The organism is Nocardia sp. NBC_01009, assembly GCF_045208035.1.
Classification (GTDB): domain Bacteria; phylum Actinomycetota; class Actinomycetes; order Mycobacteriales; family Mycobacteriaceae; genus Nocardia.
The window spans coordinates 1,113,853-1,130,255 of record NZ_CP108695.1 but is presented as its reverse complement, the minus strand read 5'-3'; the positions used below and the strand labels follow the sequence as shown (position 1 = coordinate 1,130,255).

Below are 16,403 nucleotides of genomic sequence, written 5' to 3'. Positions count from 1 at the left end.
ACCAGAGTGAAAGACGTCTCGGCAACGTCATGGGAATTACCCGGCTTCACATCTGCGGCCAGTACTTCGCCCGCCCAGAAGGCGAAATCAGTGCTCATCAAAATCTCTCTCCGCCAAGCAAACTCCAGGACATGCGTCCGCGGGCCTGCTGAGAGTTAGCCTGCCAGTCGGATCGCTTCCTCGCAACAGATGTACCGCCCTTCGATGTGCCGCCCTTCGGCGGTACGTCGAGTCAGTGTCGAATCGACCACCGTCGCATGAACGATCGTCAACATAGGCAACGGCCAGGGAGGCTTCATAGCGGAAAAACATCAGATTCTTCGTGATCACCGCGTTACTAGTCATGTCAACCATCATTGATCTGCGGATTATGTTGCGCAGCTACGTTTCTCATTCTCCAGTCGCGGCGGTCCGCCGAGGTTCACACTCGTCGAGGTCGACACCCCCAGACTGGAATGCATTCGCCGAATGTTCGCGACGTGGTGGTAACAATGATCCGGCGGCGCCCCGACCAACCGATACAAAACTGCGACCATAGAATCCCCAACGATGGGAAGTCCGCCCACGAACGACGGCTTCCCCGGTCCCGCCCCAGCGCTATCGCCCACCATGTCGGCCGATCTTCGACGTCGTCGAGCAAGCGCGACGATTCCCGCTCATCCATAGGAGTCACGTCTCGGGTGAGCACCCGGATCGACAGGTCCGGACTCCCCAGCACGGGGAGTCCGTCCACACCCTCGAACAACAAAAAAGCCGCAGTCCCGGAGATGCTCTCCGAACTACGGCTTCCTGTACTACATCTGTGGGCGAAGGGGGACTTGAACCCCCACGTCCCGAAGGACACTGGCACCTGAAGCCAGCGCGTCTGCCATTCCGCCACTCGCCCGAGCGACTGGGAGACAGTATCACGCAGATATGCGGGACACGAAATCGGCGCCCGGCGGCCTTTGTGCGCAGGCCGGGCAACCACGGGGAACCCGCCGGGGGTTTCCAAGAGTTACAGGTGTGGAGGATCGTGGATATCATGCAATGAACGTGGTCGACACACGACACGCCATGCCTGCGTGTCGTTGTTATCAATCAGAACAGGACGCTCAACCGAAGGGAGGCCGAGATGGGCATCGTTTCACGGTTCGAGCGTCGTCTGCAGGGCGCCGTCGATGATGCGTTCGCCAGGGCTTTCGGCGGCAGTGTCGTGCCGCAGGAAGTAGAGGCGGCGCTGCAACGCGAAGCCACCGATCACGTCCAGGATCTGGGCGGCGGCCACCAGTTGGCGGCCAACAATTATGTGATCACGATCAACCCGTCCGATTACGAGCAACTCGTCGCGGATCATGAGCTCACGACCCGCGCGTTCGCCAAACACCTGCAGGACTACATCCGCGAGCAAGGCTGGCAGACCTACGGCGAAGTACACGTGGCGTTCGAGGCATCACCTACGCTGCACACCGGACAGTTCAGGGCGAGCGGCCGGGTCGATCCCGACGTCGGTCGTCGAGCCACACCAGCTCACAGCCCCGAGCCCACGCCACAACGACCTGCAAACCCGCAACCAGGAGCTGGCCCCATGACGCAGAACTCAGGCTACGACCCCAGCCGTGAGCCCGCGGAGTCCGATCCACGCAACCGCGGGTACGCACCACCACCCGCAGGGCGGGGCGGTCCGCAAAACGGTGCGTACCGCGAGGAGTACGGCCGTGGTGGCGCGCCGTATCCGGGCGGCTCCGACTACCAGGCGCCGGACTCCCAGCAGGGGTACAGCGACTACCAGAACGGCTACGACTACCAGGGCGGCCAGGCCGGCTACGGCCAGCAGAGCCAGCCCGGTTACCAGGAGCCGGGCTACGGGCAGCAGGGCTACGCCGACCGCGGTGGCTACGGCCAGCAGGGTGGTGGCTACGCCGAACCCGACTACGGCCAGCAGGGCTACCAGGAGCCGGGTTACGGCCAGCCCGGCTACGGCCAGCAAAGCTATGGCGAGCCCGGTTACGGGCAGCAGGGCTACGGTCAGCCCGGCTACGGCGAACAGGGTTACGCCGAGCCGGGTTATGGGCAGCCGCAGGGCTATGGCCAGCAGCCGGCCTACGGTGAACAGGGTTACGCCGAACCCGGCTACGCCGAGCCGGGCTACGCCGCGCCCGACGAGCAGGGCGGCTACGGCCAGGCCTACTCGCAACAGCCCGGCTACGCCGCGCAACCCGGCTACGCCGCACCCGCCTACAGCGGGGGCGCGCCAGCCGGTTCGGGCTACTCGGCAACTCTTCAGCTCGATGACGGCAGCGGACGCACCTACCAGCTCCGTGAGGGCAGCAACATCATCGGCCGCGGCCAAGACGCCCACTTCCGCCTGCCCGACACCGGTGTATCGCGCAGGCACATCGAGGTCCGCTGGGACGGCGCGACCGCGATGCTTTCGGATCTGGGATCCACCAACGGCACCCTCGTCAATGGTTCCCCGGTGCAGGATTGGCAGCTCGCCGACGGAGATGTCATCCGTGCTGGGCATTCCGAGATCCTGATCCGTATCGTCTGATCCTGTAAGTTCGCGATGCGGGTCACGACATGGCCATCAGGGATTCTGCGGTCGTATCGTGATCGGAATCGGCTGACGGCCCTATGATGCTGCGAACACACGCGCGGCACCAGAACCGGGGCCGGCAAGACCAGCAAGCCGGCGGGGGCGCTCCAGCACCTACGGCACCGACGTACACGGTCGAACAGGAGGTGGAACGCCGTGCAGGGATTGATCTTGCAATTGACCCGTGCGGGGTTCCTGCTGCTGCTATGGCTGTTCGTGTGGGCGGTACTGCGGACCTTGCGCAGCGACATCTACGCGGCATCCGGCATACGGATCCAGCCCAGGGCCGCACGCGGTTCCGCGGTGCTGCCTTCCTTCAGCCGAGGCCAGAAGGGCGCCAAATATCTTGTGGTGACTCAAGGTTCACTCGCCGGCACCCGCATCTCGCTCAGCACCCAACCGGTGCTGATCGGGCGGGCGGACGATTCCACGCTGGTACTCACAGATGATTACGCCTCCACCAGACACGCGCGGTTGTCTCCGCGCGGTGACGACTGGTACGTCGAGGATCTCGGCTCGACGAACGGCACCTACCTCGACCGCGCGAAAGTCACTACCGCAGTCCGAGTTCCACTCGGAACTCCCGTCCGTGTCGGCAAAACAGTGATCGAGCTGCGATCGTGACACTTGTTCTCCGCTACGCAGCACGTAGCGACCGCGGTCTTGTCCGAGGCAACAACGAGGACTCCGTCTACGCGGGCGCACGCCTGCTCGCACTGGCCGACGGCATGGGTGGCCATGCCGCGGGCGAGGTGGCCTCCCAGTTGATGATCGCCGCACTGGCGCATCTCGACGACGACGAGCCCGGCGACGACCTCCTCGGCAAGCTCGACGCAGCCACCCACGAGGGCAATGCCGCGATCGCCGACCACGTCGAGGAAGAGCCCGAACTCGATGGCATGGGCACCACGCTCACCGCAATCCTGTTCGCGGGCAAGAAACTCGGCCTCGTCCACATCGGCGACTCCCGCGCGTACCTATTGCGCGGTGGCGAGCTGACCCAGATCACCAGAGACGACACGTTCGTCCAGTCACTGGTCGACGAGGGCCGGATCACCGCCGAGCAGGCGCACACCCATCCGCAACGCTCACTGATCATGCGTGCCCTCACCGGCAACGAGATCGAGCCGACGCTGATCATGCGCGAGGCTCGCGCCGGTGATCGCTATCTGCTGTGCTCCGACGGCCTGTCCGACGTGGTCAGCGACGAGACGATCGCCAACACCATGCGCGAGGGCAGCCAGGACGAATGTGCCGACCGGCTCATCGAGCTGGCCTTGCGCAGTGGCGGGCCGGACAACGTGACCGTCGTCGTCGCCGATGTCATCGATCTCGACTACGGGCAGAGCCATCCCATCGTCGCGGGCGCCGCCTCCGGTCAGGACGAGGACACCCCGCCGCCGAACACCGCGGCAGGCCGGGCGGCCGCCATGCGTCCGCCGCGCGCGGCGCCACGGCGTGCCGCGGCAGCGCCGGAGCCGCCCGCGAAGGGCAAGTCGCACAGGCTGCGCTGGATCGTGCTCGCGATCGCCCTGGTGGTGGCCGTATTCGTCGGTCTGCTGGTCGGCTACAAGATGATTCGCAGCAACTATTACGTTGCCGCGGACAACGGCCAAGTGGTGATCCTGCGCGGGCTGCCCGGTTCGGTGCTCGGGTATTCGATCCACGAGGTCGATCTGGTCGGCTGCGTCAAATCCTCCGGTGAACTCACCCTGGAGCAGCCCGGCCAAGATCTGCCCCCTGGCTGCCGGGTGCTGAAGGCCGCCGATCTCAAGTCCACCGGGCGCACCCAAGTGGACCGTGGCCTGCCGCCGACTTCACTGGACAAGGCCAAGGACCAGATGAAGGTCCTCGCACAGGACGAGCTGCTGCCGCCGTGCCCGGTCCGTGAGCAGGCCCCGCAGCCAGGAGTTGTGCCACCCGTGGCGCCGCCGCCGGCCTCGACCGGCGGCCCGGCGCCCACCCCGAGTGAGAACCCGCCGCCGCCCGCGGGGACCGAACCGAATCCGGGTGAAACCAGGGGTACCGACGTCAAGACGCCGACCAAGTCGGAGCCGACGGCGCCGACGTCGACTGCGGCGGCGAACCCCCAGATCGCGGGGGAGACCTGCCGGGTGACGGACTGATGTCCGCACCGGCACCGCCGACCGCTGGGGCTTTTCCCAGTCCCCCCGGCGGCTTCGCACCCGCGCCGCCGCCATCCACCCGACGCAACGTCGAATTGCTCTTACTGGCCGTGGCGGGGGTCATCACGACCGCAGCCCTGTTTCTGGTCGAAGCCAGCCAGGAGCAGTCGGTCACCTGGGATATCGCCAAATACGGGCTGGCGTTCTTCGCGCTGTTCGCGGTCGCGCATCTTGCGGTGCGCCGCTTCGCGCCGTTCGCCGACCCACTGCTACTACCGATCGTCGCCCTGCTCAACGGCCTCGGATTGGTGTTGATCCATCGCCTCGATCTCGCCGACGCGCAGACCGCCGAATACAACTCCTCGGCGATCCCCTCCCCCGACGCCAACCAGCAGATCATGTGGACCGGCCTCGGGATGGTGGTGTTCATCGCGCTGTTGATCGTGCTGCGCGACTACCGCACGCTGGCCCGCTACAACTACACCCTAGGTCTGTTGGGCCTTGTCGCGCTGGCGATTCCGGCATTGCTGCCAGGAGCGTATTCGGAGACCAACGGCGCCAAGATCTGGATCAGATTGCCGGGATTCAGTGTGCAGCCGGGTGAATTCGCGAAGATCCTGCTCATCATCTTCTTCGCCTCGGTACTGGTGGCCAAGCGCGATCTGTTCACCGCGGCCGGGCGGCATTTCCTCGGCATGGAATTCCCGCGCGGGCGCGACCTCGGTCCGATCCTGGTGGTCTGGATCGTCTGCATCTGCGTGCTGGTCTTCGAAAAGGACCTCGGCACTTCGTTGTTGATCTTCAGCACCGTGCTGGTGATGCTCTACATCGCCACCGAACGCGTCGGCTGGCTCGTCATCGGCGGCGGCCTGCTCGCGGTGGGATTCTTCTTCGCCTACCAGGCCTTCGGCCATGTGCGAGTGCGCACGCACACCTGGCTGGATCCGTTCGCGGACTACAGCAACACCGGCTACCAGATTTCGCAGTCGCTGTTCGGGCTCGCGACCGGTGGCCTCGCGGGCACCGGCCTCGGCAGCGGCCGGCCCTCGCAGGTGCCCTTCGCCAAGACCGACTTCATCATCACCACCATCGGTGAGGAGCTCGGTCTGATCGGGCTCGCCGCGGTGCTGCTGCTGTTTCTGGTATTCATCGTGCGAGGCCTGCGCACCGCACTCGCCGTCCGCGACAGCTTCGGCAAGCTGCTGGCCGCCGGCCTGTCGTTCACCATCGCGATCCAGGTGTTCGTCGTGGTCGGCGGCGTCACCAAGCTCATTCCGCTGACCGGCCTCACCACCCCGTTCATGTCCTACGGCGGTTCGTCGCTGCTGGCCAACTACGCGCTGCTCGCGTTGCTGATCAAGGTTTCCGACGCCGCACGCGCCCCCGCACCGGCCCGCAAGAAGGAGCCTGCGCCGATCGCGGACGCGCCGACGGAGCTGCTGCGCAAGTCCGCCGAAGCGGGCCGATCGGAAGCGAGGCCCCAGGAATGAACACGCCCCTACGGCGGGTCGCGATGGCGGTGATGTTGATGATCGTCGCGCTGCTGATCAATGCCACCTACGTGCAGGTCATCAAGGCCGACGACTACCGGAGCGACCCACGTAACTCCCGGGTGCTGTTGGACGAGTACGCCCGCCAGCGCGGGCAGATCTCGGCGCGTGGCACGGTGCTCGCCAACTCGGTCGCCACCGAGGACCGCTACAAGTACCTGCGCACCTATCCCGAAGACCCGCAGGCGTACGCGCCGGTCACCGGCTTCTACTCGATGCAGTACGGCAGCACCGGCCTGGAACGCGCCGAGGACTCGGTGCTCAACGGTTCCGACAGCCAACTGTTCGGGCGCCGCCTGATCGACATGATCTCCGGTCGCGATCCGCGCGGCGGCAACGTGCTCACCACGTTGAATCCGGCGATGCAGAAGGTCGCCTACGACCAGCTGACCAGCAAGGGCTACACCGGTTCGGTAGTGGCAATCGAGCCGAGCACCGGCAAAGTTCTCACGATGGTCTCCACACCCAGCTACGATCCCAACCTGCTGTCCGGGCACGACGGTGCCAGTGGCACCAAGGAATGGGAGATGCTGAGCACCGACCCACGTCAGCCGATGCTCAATCGCGCTGTCTCGCAGACCTATCCGCCTGGATCCACCTTCAAGGTGGTCGTCACCGCGGCCGCACTGGCCAATAGAACGGCGACCCCGGAGGATCAATTCACCGCGGCGCCCAACATCACCCTGCCTGGCACCACCACCACGCTGGAGAACTACAACGGCTCCACCTGCGGCGGCGGCCCGACCGCGTCGCTGTACGACGCATTCCGGTTGTCCTGCAACACCGCGTTCGTCGAACTCGGACTCAAGGTCGGGGCCGCGAACCTCAAGGACGAGGCGGCCGCCTTCGGGATCGGTGCACACCGCGGCATCCCGATCCCGGTCGCCGAGAGCACCGTCGGGACGATCTCGGACAACGCGGCACTCGGCCAGAGCAGCATCGGACAACGCGACGTCGCGCTCACGCCGTTGGACAACGCGGTCATCGCGGCAACCATCGCCAACGGCGGCGTCCGGATGGAGCCGCAGCTGATCGAACAACTGCAAGGCCCGGACCTGAGCGAGCTGTCCAAGCCCAAGCCCGTCTCGGTGGGCCAAGCCGTCAGCGCCCAGGTAGCGTCGACGCTGACCAACCTGATGGTGGCCTCGGAGCAGAACACCGCCGGCGGCGGCCAGTCCCGGTACCAGATCGCTTCCAAGACCGGCACGGCCGAGCACGGTAGCAATCCGCGCAGCACCCCACCGCACGCCTGGTACATCGCGTTCGCCCCCGCGCAGAACCCGAAAATCGCCATCGCGGTCATCGTGGAGAACGGCGGAGACCGGGCGCTGGCCGCCACCGGTGGCTCGGTAGCCGCGCCCGTCGCGCGTGCAGTGCTGGATGCCGGACTGCGAGGCAGCTGAAGGATATGAACGTGCGAGTGAATGTACGGGGGCCCCGATGCTGAACAACGGCGCGATGATCGCCGACCGGTACCGGCTGCAACGCCTGATTGCCACGGGCGGAATGGGTCAGGTCTGGGAGGCGCTCGACACGCGCTTGGATCGCCGGGTGGCCGTCAAGGTGCTCAAGTCGGAGTTCTCCGCCGACCCCACCTTTCGGCACCGGTTCCGCACCGAGGCGAAGACCACCGCCCAGCTGAATCATCCTGGTATCGCCGGAATCTACGACTACGGCGAGACCTTGGACCCCAGTGGCGGCGAGACCGCCTACCTGGTGATGGAACTGGTCCAGGGCGAACCGCTCAACACGGTGCTCAACCGGCTCGGCAGGCTCTCGGTCGTCCAGGGTCTGGACATGCTGGAGCAGACCGGCCGCGCACTGGAGGTCGCGCACCAGGCCGGCGTCGTGCACCGCGATGTGAAGCCGGGCAATATCCTGGTGACGCCGACCGGTCAGGTGAAGATCACCGACTTCGGCATCGCCAAGGCGGTCGATGCCTCCCCCGTGACCAAGACCGGCATGGTGATGGGCACGGCGCAGTACATCGCGCCGGAGCAGGCGGTCGGCGAGGACGCCACCTCCGCGAGCGACGTGTACTCCCTCGGTGTTGTCGGTTACGAGGCGCTGGCCGGCCAGCGGCCCTTCACCGGCGATGGCGCGATCACCGTCGCGATGAAGCATGTGCGCGATACCCCGCCGCCCATGCCCGCGGATCTGCCCGCCAACGTGCGTGAACTCATCGAGATCACGATGGCCAAGGAGCCGGGACGCCGGTACGCACGCGGCGGCGAGTTCGCCGACGCTGTCGCCGCCGTCCGCGCCGGACGCCGGCCACCATCGCCGAGCGGCGCCGCATCGGGTGCGGGACCGCTCACCACGGGCGCGACCCGGGTGCTACCGCCCGGCCCGACGGTGATGCTGCCGTCCGGGCAGCACAGCTACGACAACGGCCCGGCGGTTCGCTATTCGACCCCGAGTCAGCCCGTGGGCGCGGCACACGCAGCAGCACCGGCGACCGTGCTGAGTTCGACGGCGGCGGGTCCCGCGACACCACCGGGCAACGGCCAGCGGTTCACCTCGACGCAGAAGTGGCTCGGCGGGCTCGGTATCGGTGCGCTGATCCTCGGCGGCGTCGTCACCTACCTGCTGTTCGGCGGCGACACCAATCCGAACACGGTGAAGCCCGTGACCACGACGGTGGTGCCGACTACGGTGCCACTGCCACCACCGCCACCACCAGTCACTACGACACCGAAGCCGGTGGAGCCGCCACCGACGCAGCAGCCGACAACGGTGCCGCCGACGACAACGGAACCGCCGACCACCACCACAGAACCGCCGACCACGACGCCCGCACCGAGCACCACGGCGCCGAGCACGACAAAACCACCGAAGACAACAGCGCCAACCACCACCAGGTCGCGCTTCCCCACGCTCGCCCCACCATTTCCGGATAGTCCCGGTGCCCGAGGACCCTCGGGCACCCTCGGCGCAGCCCCTCCTCCGCAAGGACAGCCATGACGACCCCAAAGAACCTCTCCTCGCGCTACGAGCTTGGCGAGATCATCGGGTTCGGCGGCATGTCCGAGGTGCACAAGGCCCGCGATCTGCGGCTGAGCCGCGACGTGGCGATCAAGGTGCTGCGCGCGGACCTCGCCCGTGACCCCACGTTCTATCTGCGCTTCAAGCGGGAAGCGCAGAACGCGGCCGCGTTGAATCATCCGGCGATCGTTGCGGTGTACGACACCGGCGAGGCCGAGGTCGACGGTGGGCCGCTGCCGTACATCGTGATGGAGTACGTCGACGGCGACACGCTGCGCGATATCGTGCGCGGCAAGGGCCCGATGCCACCGCGCCGGGCCATGGAGGTCGTCGCCGACGTCTGTGCGGCACTGGATTTCAGCCACAAGGCCGGGATCGTGCACCGGGACATGAAGCCGGCCAACATCATGATCAATCGCGCAGGCGCGGTGAAGGTGATGGACTTCGGCATCGCCCGCGCGATCGCCGACGCCGCCAACCCGATGACCCAGACCGCGGCGGTCATCGGCACCGCGCAATATCTTTCACCCGAGCAGGCGCGTGGCGAGACCGTCGACGCCCGCTCCGACGTGTATTCCGTCGGCTGTGTGCTGTTCGAGATCCTCACCGGCGAACCGCCTTTCACGGGTGACTCGCCGGTCGCGGTGGCCTACCAGCATGTGCGCGAGGATCCGCGGCTGCCTTCGCATGTGCACTCCGGGGTGCCCCGCGAGCTGGACTCCGTTGTGCTCAAGGCGATGAGCAAAAATCCGGCCAACCGGTACCAGACCGCCGCCGAGATGCGCGGCGACCTGATCCGGGTGCTCGGTGGGCAGAAGCCGAGCGCGCCGATGGTGATGACCGACGAGGACCGCACCACGATCCTCGGCGCCAACGAACCGCCGCCGCGCACCTTCCGCACCGTCGAGCGCAACGACGACACCGCCGAGCAGGAACCGGCGGAGCCATCGGACCCGCGTCGCAACATCTACATAGCGGTCGGCGCCGCCGCCGCGGTCGCGGTGGCCTTCGCCCTGTTCTGGGTGCTGATCGGGCCGGGAAGCAAGCCGGATCAGATTGCGGTGCCCGATCTTTCGAGCAAGTCGCAACAGCAAGCCCAGGAGACGCTGCAGAAGCTCGGCTTCACCGTGGCCATCCAGCAGAAGCCGGACAGCAAGGTCGCCACCGGTAATGTCATCTCGACCCAGCCGCTCGGCGGTTCCCGGGTGGCCGAGGGCAGCACCATCACCGTTCAGATCTCCACCGGGCCGGCCCAGGTGCAGGTGCCGAGGCTGACAGGACTCAATCAGCAGCAGGCTGAGCAGAAGCTCAATTCCATCGGATTGCAGCTCAGTCCCGACGTGCAACGCAAGGCCTCGAGTAGTACCGAGAAGGACACGGTCATCGACCAGAACACGTCGCCGGGTTCCAAGGTCGACGTGGGTTCGCCCGTCATCATCACCATCGGCACGGGCCCGGAAGCGGTACGGGTACCCAACGTCCTCGGCCAATCGATCGACATCGCACAGCCGAACATCGAGGGCAATGGCTTCAAGGTAGTCGTGCAAGAGGTTCAGTCATCGAAGCCCAAGGGCGAGGTGATCGGGACCTTCCCGGCAGGTGGCAGCACCGCCGACAAGGGCTCCGCGGTGACCGTGCAGATCTCCACCGGTGACCAGATCACCATGCCGTCGCTGATCGGCCTGACCCCCGCCGCGGCGCTGGATAGATTGCGCCAAGCCGGTTGGACCGGAACCGTGGGCCAGATCAATCAGTCCACCCAGGGCACTTTCGACACCAGCAGTGTGGGCCGCATCCTCGGCCAGCAGCCCGCGGCCGGTTCCTCGATCGCGAAGAACGGCACGGTCGCGATCAGCACCGGAGTCCTCGGACCGCCCTGATAACGAGCTCGCCCGGATAACCCGAAAACACAAACCGGTCGGTGTTGTCCGGGCGAGAATGAGGCTGCTTCATCCCATCAGCTGCTCCATCCAAGGACGCTGCATACGAGGAGGTAGCCCAATGACCACTGCCAGGGACATCATGAAGCCCGGGGCCCAGTGGATCTCCAAGGACGACACCGTCGGCAAGGCCGCCCGGATCATGGCCGAACTCGGGGTCGGGTCTCTGGTGATCGCAGGTGAGAACGAGCGGATGTGCGGGATCATCACCGACCGCGACATCGTCGTGAAATGCATCGCTCAGGGCAGGCCGCCTGCCACCACCCGAGCCGAAGAGCTGTGCGAATCGACGCCGCGCTGGATCGACGCCGACGCCGATATCGATGAGGTGCTCGACGAAATGGAGAGCCACCGAATCAAGCGGATGCCGGTGATCGAGCGCAAGCGCCTCGTCGGCATGATCAGCGAAGCCGACCTGGCCAGGCACCTCGACGACAACCAGCTCGGCGAGTTCGTGACAGCCGTCTACGGCAGGCCCTGACCCGCTAGCGCAAATCCAGGTGCCGATTCATCGACATGGCCGCCTCGGCCAGGTCGGGCAGCTCGAGCACCTCGACGCCGTGCTGCCGTAATTTCTCCACACCGACACAGTTGGTGACGAAGGTCGTCGGTTCCCGCCAGGCGATGACAACGCGGGGCACCCGGGCCGCCAGGATTCTGTCGGTGCACGGCAGCCGTGTCGGGGTGGCGCGCTGGGAACAGGGTTCCAGCGTGCTGTAGATCGTCGCCGTGGCCAGCCGGGGATCATCCGCGTCGAGCTTGCCGAACGCGGACTCCTCGGCGTGGACCTTGGCATCGGTCTCCCTGGAGTACCCGGTAGCGATCTCCGCGCCGTCGACCACGATGACCGCGCCGACCGAGAAGGCGGTGTCGCTGGGTGGGCACATTCGGGCCAGTTCGATTGCCCGGTGCATGAACTGGCGGTCCTGTTCGTGCGCGTGGGGAGCTTTCGTCATCACCGGTCCTGCGTGATGTCGGTGGTCGCCTTGGGGAGATAGATGAGCAGGGCGATGTCGCCGATCCTGGCGATATCGGCCAGCTGCATCCGCCGGCGCGGAGCGCCCGGATATGCGGCGGGGTTGAGGAAGCGGGGCGCGGCCTGGTCGCCGACGAGAATCGGCGCGATGGCCATGTGCAGCTCGTCCGCGAGGTCGGCCGCGAGGAATGCGGTGTGGATTCGGGTGCCGCCCTCCACCATGAGGCGGGCGATACCGCGGCGACCGAGATCATCGAGCAGCGCGCCGAGATCAATATCGGCGCCGAGGACGGCCACCTCGGCGAGACCGCGCAACCTGTCACCGAGCCGCGTCGCGCCGGCCTCGGTGGTGTAGACGAGTTTGTCCCCGCCGTGGTGCCAGAACTTCAGCTCGGGGTCCAGATCGCCGCTCGCGGTGACGGTGATTTTGAGCGGATACTCGGGCTTGCCCGCGGCCGCGATCCGTTCGGCCCGCCGGTCCGGGTCGTTGACGAGCAGGCGTGGATTGTCGCGGCGCAGCGTTTCGGCGCCGATCAGGATGGCGTCGGATTCCGCGCGCACCTGATCGACCCGATCGAAGTCGGCGTCGTCCGAGAGCCGCAATCGCTCGGGGCCGGCGTCATCGATGTAGCCGTCGACGCTGACCGCGACCGAAAGCAGGACATATGGCCGCGTCACTGGGACACCAAGGACGCGACCTCCGCCTCGAGAATCTCCACCAGGCCCTCGGGAGGACGTTGGCCACAGACCTCGAGCCAGTTCGCCAGCATCCGATGCCCACCCTGGGTCAGCACCGATTCGGGATGGAACTGCACGCCGTGGATCGGCAGCGTGCGGTGCCGCATGGCCATCACTATCCCGCTCTCGGTGCGACCGATCACCTCGATCTCGTCGGGGATCGTTGCTTCGAGGACGGTGAGTGAGTGATACCTGGTCGCGGTGAACGGGTCGGGCAGGCCCGCGAGCACCCCGACGCCGAGGTGGAATACCGAACTGGTCTTTCCGTGCAGCAACTCCGGCGCGCGGGTGACGGTGGCGCCGAACGCTTCCCCGATCGCCTGATGGCCGAGGCACACTCCGAGCAGTGGGGTGAGCTGGCGCGCGCAGGCGTGTACCAGGTCGATGCTCGCGCCCGCGCGGTCCGGCGAGCCGGGGCCGGGGCTGATCAAAATGCCGTCGTATTCGGCCGCGACGGCGTCCACATCGGCCAATTGCGGGTCGTCGTTGCGCCAGACAACGGCCTCGACGCCAAGCTGGCCGAGGTACTGCACCAGGTTGAATACGAAGCTGTCGTAATTGTCGACGACCAATACACGCATGAGATCGAGATTACGTGGCCGTATGGCAGAGCGTCGCATCCATTACCAGTTGGGATAGCCTAGAGGCACACCGGAGGGGACTTCAGCCTCGCCCGGACCGGTCCCGGCTGACCCCGGATCGGACGTCGCGGCGGGTGGTGCTCGACCCAACTCCACTGTCGCTTGTCCTGCCGGTACCGACCTGCACGCCGAACACGAGGACGTCATGCCCAAGTCGAAGGTCCGTAAGAAGACCGACTATACGATCAACCCTGCCAGCCGGACGCCGGTGAAGGTGAAGGCCGGGCCGTCCCCGGTCTGGTACGTCGCCATCATGCTCGGCTTCATGCTCGCCGGGCTGGTGTGGCTGCTCGTCTACTACCTGGCAAACGACAAGATCGGCTGGATGGCCGATCTCGGCGCCTGGAACTTCCTGATCGGCTTCGGCCTCATGGTCGTCGGTCTGATCATGACCATGCGGTGGCGCTGAGGTTTCGCGCGCTCGAACCCCGGATTACAGACGTGTCATTCATTCACACCTGTGGATGACCCTGTGGACAACTCGAGGAACGATTGGGGAAAGCGGCTCATGCATCCCGAAAGTCCACAGTCCGGGACACCTGACCCACGCATCGCCTGGACCACTCCCACCCCCGCCCTGATCGCGGTCACGGTGGGCGGCGTGGTCTTGGCGGGCGCCGCGGTCCTGGCCGATGAGGCCGCGAGCAGGCTGCTCATCGGACTGGCCGCGGTGGGACTGCTCGTGCTTGCCGGGCTCGGCTTCCGCCAGCGACCACGGCTCTCGGTGACCCCGGGTCCGCAGCCGCGCCTTGTGGTGCGCAGCCTGGTCGGCCCAACCGAATACACCCGCGATCAGATCGTGCGTGCCCGCGTGGTCAGCTATCGCCGTCTCGGCCGCAAAACGCCCATGCTGGAGATCGACGTGCAGCACGACGGTGCCGAGCGGCTGCTGATCTTCGGCCGTTGGGATCTCGGCGCGAGCCCCGTGGACGTCTTCGACACGCTGGTCGAACACGGGCTTGCGCAGCCGACCGCTTACTAGCAGCGCTGCCGCTAGCAGCGCCGTTTCACGTGAAGCCGGACAGTGCGGGGCCCGTCAGGCGGCGAGCGATGCCGCTACAACACCGGTCACCGACAGCGCGGCGACTGCGAGCGCGGCGATCGCCAGCCAGCCGATGAGGCCCGCGGTCTCCTGTGACTTCGCGCGCAGCCAAGCCGGGAGGAACAGGATGCCGAGTGTCGCAAGGGTGCCCGCGCTCAGACCGCCGAGGTGGCCCCACATGGAGATGCCGGGCAGCGAGAAGCTGATGAAGATGTTGATGCCGATAAGGATCAACATCTGATTGGGGTTCTGCCGCAATCGGATCAGGATCACCGTGATCGCACCGAACAGGCCGTACACCGCACCGGACGCACCGGCTGTCGCACTGTTCTGCGCGAGAACCATCACGGCCGCGGACCCACCGAGCAGCGAGACGAGATAGACCGCGAGATAGCGCAGCCGTCCGAGCACCAGCTCAGCATCCCGGCCGACCACATACAGCGCGAACATGTTGAGCATCAGATGGATCGGGCCGTAATGCAGGAACCCCGATCCGATCACGCGCACCCAGTCACCGTCGGCGACGAGGTGCGGAACCAGTACCCAGCGCCGGAACAGCTGAGACCCGTTGTAGTTGTCCACCAGGCTGCGCGACTGGGCCGCGGTCACCGCGAACACCAGCACGTTCACCGCGATCAGCGCATAGGTGACGTAAGGGATCGGTTTCTGTGCGGCGGGCGCACCGGCGACTGTCCGCACTTGGGGCACATCGCGCTGCTCCTGGCGCAGGCAGTCGACGCAGTGCTGGCCGACGGCGGCGGGTCGCAGACATTCGGGGCAAGCGGGCCGCCCACAACGCGTGCAGGCCAGGCCCGTCGGGCGATCGGGGTGGCGGACACAGGTCGGTGCGGGCGGCTGAGCGTTCATCGGTCTATTCGATCGTGATCTTCGAGATTTCGACAGGTTCCTTCGGACGGTCGTTGCGATCGGTCGGCGTGGTGGCGATGGCATCGACGACCTTGCGCGAATCCGGATCGACGACCTCGCCGAAGATCGTGTGCTTGCGGTTCAGATGCGGCTGCGGGCCTACGGTGATGAAGAACTGCGACCCGTTGGTCGCCGGTCCCGCGTTGGCCATCGCCAACAGGTAGCCGCGGTCGAAGCGCAGTTCCGGGTGGAATTCGTCACCGAATTCGTAGCCGGGTCCGCCGCGACCGGTGCCGGTCGGGTCGCCGCCCTGGATCATGAAGCCGTCCATCACCCGGTGGAAGACCGCGCCGTCGTAGAACGGTCCGGAGGTACCACCGCTCGCGTTCTCCGTCGTGTACTCGGCAGTGCCGTCGGCGAGGCCGACGAAGTTCCGCACCGTCTTCGGAGCATGGTTGCCGAAGAGCGAGATCTTGATATCACCGTGGTTGGTGTGCAGCGTCGCAACAGCGGTCTGATTCGGTGAGGTCACGCCGCCCATCGTGCCACGCTCGGGCGCCTGCGCAGGGAACCGGGCTCCGCGTCTTTTGCCGATCTGCAAGTGCGCCGAACGTTCCGCGGCGGCCGGCGGTTGAATGCGGGGCCGATCTCTGGGCGTACCTGGTGAGTTACCCAAGTATCACCGAGACCAGTCGTCATCTTTGCAATTCTGCGCGAATCGCGGGGTTGTGCCAGAGTGGTCGAATGACCTTGGGGCGCCTTCACGTATCTGCACGTACTCGTAACCGGCTATTGGTCGCGGCCCTTGTCGCACTGGCGGGTGGCGTGGCCTGGCTGGTGCGCAGCAAGCGACCGCAGGCCCAGGAGCCCGCCCCGGCACCGCCGCGGATCGGATACTCCCGCAATGGCTCCGCGCCGACTCCCCTGGCGGAAGCCGGCGCGGACAACGGTCGCTGATCT

Annotated in this window: 16 protein-coding genes and 1 tRNA gene; 11 read left to right on the top strand and 6 right to left on the bottom strand. The window is 66.4% G+C overall.

Going from position 1 to position 16,403, the window contains the following annotated elements; translation table 11 throughout:
- Window positions 1-803 precede the first annotated feature (803 nt).
- Window positions 804-886: transfer RNA gene (locus OHA42_RS05245), tRNA-Leu, on the bottom strand.
- A 228-nt stretch (window positions 887-1,114) separates the two neighbouring features.
- Here OHA42_RS05245 and OHA42_RS05240 point away from each other — a divergent pair.
- The 8 genes from OHA42_RS05240 to OHA42_RS05205 all read left to right on the top strand — a co-directional run bounded on the left by OHA42_RS05240 (window position 1,115) and on the right by OHA42_RS05205 (window position 11,660).
- Complete coding sequence (locus OHA42_RS05240) at window positions 1,115-2,533, top strand: FhaA domain-containing protein (RefSeq protein WP_328407805.1); 1,419 nt, start codon at window positions 1,115-1,117, stop codon at window positions 2,531-2,533.
- Window positions 2,534-2,734: 201 nt separating this feature from the next.
- Window positions 2,735-3,202 carry an FHA domain-containing protein gene (locus OHA42_RS05235; protein ID WP_364904974.1) on the top strand — a complete coding sequence of 156 codons (468 nt, stop codon included), beginning with the start codon at window positions 2,735-2,737 and terminating at the stop codon, window positions 3,200-3,202.
- A complete protein-coding gene (locus OHA42_RS05230; protein ID WP_406235021.1) occupies window positions 3,199-4,704 on the top strand; it encodes a PP2C family protein-serine/threonine phosphatase in 1,506 nt (501 codons plus the stop codon). Before OHA42_RS05235 ends, OHA42_RS05230 begins: the two co-directional genes overlap by 4 nt.
- Window positions 4,704-6,194, top strand: coding sequence for an FtsW/RodA/SpoVE family cell cycle protein (locus tag OHA42_RS05225; protein WP_406235019.1), 1,491 nt, complete (start codon window positions 4,704-4,706; stop codon window positions 6,192-6,194). Before OHA42_RS05230 ends, OHA42_RS05225 begins: the two co-directional genes overlap by 1 nt.
- The gene (locus OHA42_RS05220; protein WP_406235018.1) at window positions 6,191-7,657 is read left to right on the top strand and encodes a peptidoglycan D,D-transpeptidase FtsI family protein; all 1,467 of its coding nucleotides are present in this window, start codon (window positions 6,191-6,193) and stop codon (window positions 7,655-7,657) included. Before OHA42_RS05225 ends, OHA42_RS05220 begins: the two co-directional genes overlap by 4 nt.
- A 37-nt stretch (window positions 7,658-7,694) precedes the next feature.
- Window positions 7,695-9,218, top strand: a complete 1,524-nt coding sequence (locus OHA42_RS05215) for a protein kinase domain-containing protein (protein WP_406235016.1) — start codon at window positions 7,695-7,697, stop codon at window positions 9,216-9,218.
- A complete protein-coding gene (gene pknB / locus OHA42_RS05210; protein WP_406235014.1) occupies window positions 9,215-11,119 on the top strand; it encodes a Stk1 family PASTA domain-containing Ser/Thr kinase in 1,905 nt (634 codons plus the stop codon). The genes OHA42_RS05215 and pknB overlap by 4 nt, the downstream gene beginning before the upstream one ends.
- 121 nt (window positions 11,120-11,240) lie before the next feature.
- Window positions 11,241-11,660, top strand: a complete 420-nt coding sequence (locus tag OHA42_RS05205; protein WP_379062422.1) for a CBS domain-containing protein — start codon at window positions 11,241-11,243, stop codon at window positions 11,658-11,660.
- A gap of 4 nt (window positions 11,661-11,664) precedes the next feature.
- On the opposite strand, the gene OHA42_RS05200 is transcribed toward OHA42_RS05205, so the two are convergent.
- From OHA42_RS05200 to OHA42_RS05190, 3 genes are read right to left on the bottom strand one after another with little or no spacing between them, the layout of a single operon-like run.
- A complete protein-coding gene (locus OHA42_RS05200; protein WP_406235011.1) occupies window positions 11,665-12,135 on the bottom strand; it encodes a deaminase in 471 nt (156 codons plus the stop codon).
- Window positions 12,135-12,833 (bottom strand): RibD family protein, encoded by a 699-nt coding sequence (locus OHA42_RS05195; protein ID WP_406235009.1) that lies wholly within the window; start codon window positions 12,831-12,833, stop codon window positions 12,135-12,137. Before OHA42_RS05195 ends, OHA42_RS05200 begins: the two co-directional genes overlap by 1 nt.
- The gene (locus OHA42_RS05190) at window positions 12,830-13,474 is read right to left on the bottom strand and encodes an aminodeoxychorismate/anthranilate synthase component II (protein ID WP_406235007.1); all 645 of its coding nucleotides are present in this window, start codon (window positions 13,472-13,474) and stop codon (window positions 12,830-12,832) included. Before OHA42_RS05190 ends, OHA42_RS05195 begins: the two co-directional genes overlap by 4 nt.
- Window positions 13,475-13,679: 205 nt before the next feature.
- Between OHA42_RS05190 and crgA the strand changes: the two genes are divergently transcribed.
- On the top strand, window positions 13,680-13,943 hold the full coding sequence (gene crgA / locus OHA42_RS05185; protein WP_328407784.1) for a cell division protein CrgA: 264 nt from the start codon (window positions 13,680-13,682) through the stop codon (window positions 13,941-13,943).
- A gap of 99 nt (window positions 13,944-14,042) precedes the next feature.
- Window positions 14,043-14,516 carry a PH domain-containing protein gene (locus OHA42_RS05180; protein ID WP_406239100.1) on the top strand — a complete coding sequence of 158 codons (474 nt, stop codon included), beginning with the start codon at window positions 14,043-14,045 and terminating at the stop codon, window positions 14,514-14,516.
- Between the two features lie 54 nt (window positions 14,517-14,570).
- Here the strand turns inward: OHA42_RS05180 and OHA42_RS05175 are convergent, their stop codons facing one another.
- Window positions 14,571-15,443 carry a rhomboid family intramembrane serine protease gene (locus OHA42_RS05175; RefSeq protein WP_406235004.1) on the bottom strand — a complete coding sequence of 291 codons (873 nt, stop codon included), beginning with the start codon at window positions 15,441-15,443 and terminating at the stop codon, window positions 14,571-14,573.
- A 4-nt stretch (window positions 15,444-15,447) separates the two neighbouring features.
- Window positions 15,448-15,975, bottom strand: a complete 528-nt coding sequence (locus OHA42_RS05170) for a peptidylprolyl isomerase (RefSeq protein WP_406235002.1) — start codon at window positions 15,973-15,975, stop codon at window positions 15,448-15,450.
- A 212-nt stretch (window positions 15,976-16,187) separates the two neighbouring features.
- Between OHA42_RS05170 and OHA42_RS05165 the strand changes: the two genes are divergently transcribed.
- On the top strand, window positions 16,188-16,400 hold the full coding sequence (locus OHA42_RS05165; RefSeq protein WP_406235000.1) for a hypothetical protein: 213 nt from the start codon (window positions 16,188-16,190) through the stop codon (window positions 16,398-16,400).
- The last annotated feature ends 3 nt before the right edge of the window (window positions 16,401-16,403 follow it).

Bases quoted from the DNA above. Each gene is read 5' to 3' on its own strand.
- OHA42_RS05225 (WP_406235019.1), top strand. From the start codon at position 4,704: ATGTCCGCACCGGCACCGCCGACCGCTGGGGCTTTTCCCAGTCCCCCC.
- OHA42_RS05190 (WP_406235007.1), bottom strand. From the start codon at position 13,474: ATGCGTGTATTGGTCGTCGACAATTACGACAGCTTCGTATTCAACCTG.
- OHA42_RS05165 (WP_406235000.1), top strand. From the start codon at position 16,188: ATGACCTTGGGGCGCCTTCACGTATCTGCACGTACTCGTAACCGGCTA.
- OHA42_RS05215 (WP_406235016.1), top strand. From the start codon at position 7,695: ATGCTGAACAACGGCGCGATGATCGCCGACCGGTACCGGCTGCAACGC.
- OHA42_RS05180 (WP_406239100.1), top strand. From the start codon at position 14,043: ATGCATCCCGAAAGTCCACAGTCCGGGACACCTGACCCACGCATCGCC.
- OHA42_RS05240 (WP_328407805.1), top strand. From the start codon at position 1,115: ATGGGCATCGTTTCACGGTTCGAGCGTCGTCTGCAGGGCGCCGTCGAT.
- OHA42_RS05220 (WP_406235018.1), top strand. From the start codon at position 6,191: ATGAACACGCCCCTACGGCGGGTCGCGATGGCGGTGATGTTGATGATC.
- OHA42_RS05200 (WP_406235011.1), bottom strand. From the start codon at position 12,135: ATGACGAAAGCTCCCCACGCGCACGAACAGGACCGCCAGTTCATGCAC.
- pknB (WP_406235014.1), top strand. From the start codon at position 9,215: ATGACGACCCCAAAGAACCTCTCCTCGCGCTACGAGCTTGGCGAGATC.
- crgA (WP_328407784.1), top strand. From the start codon at position 13,680: ATGCCCAAGTCGAAGGTCCGTAAGAAGACCGACTATACGATCAACCCT.
- OHA42_RS05205 (WP_379062422.1), top strand. From the start codon at position 11,241: ATGACCACTGCCAGGGACATCATGAAGCCCGGGGCCCAGTGGATCTCC.
- OHA42_RS05175 (WP_406235004.1), bottom strand. From the start codon at position 15,443: ATGAACGCTCAGCCGCCCGCACCGACCTGTGTCCGCCACCCCGATCGC.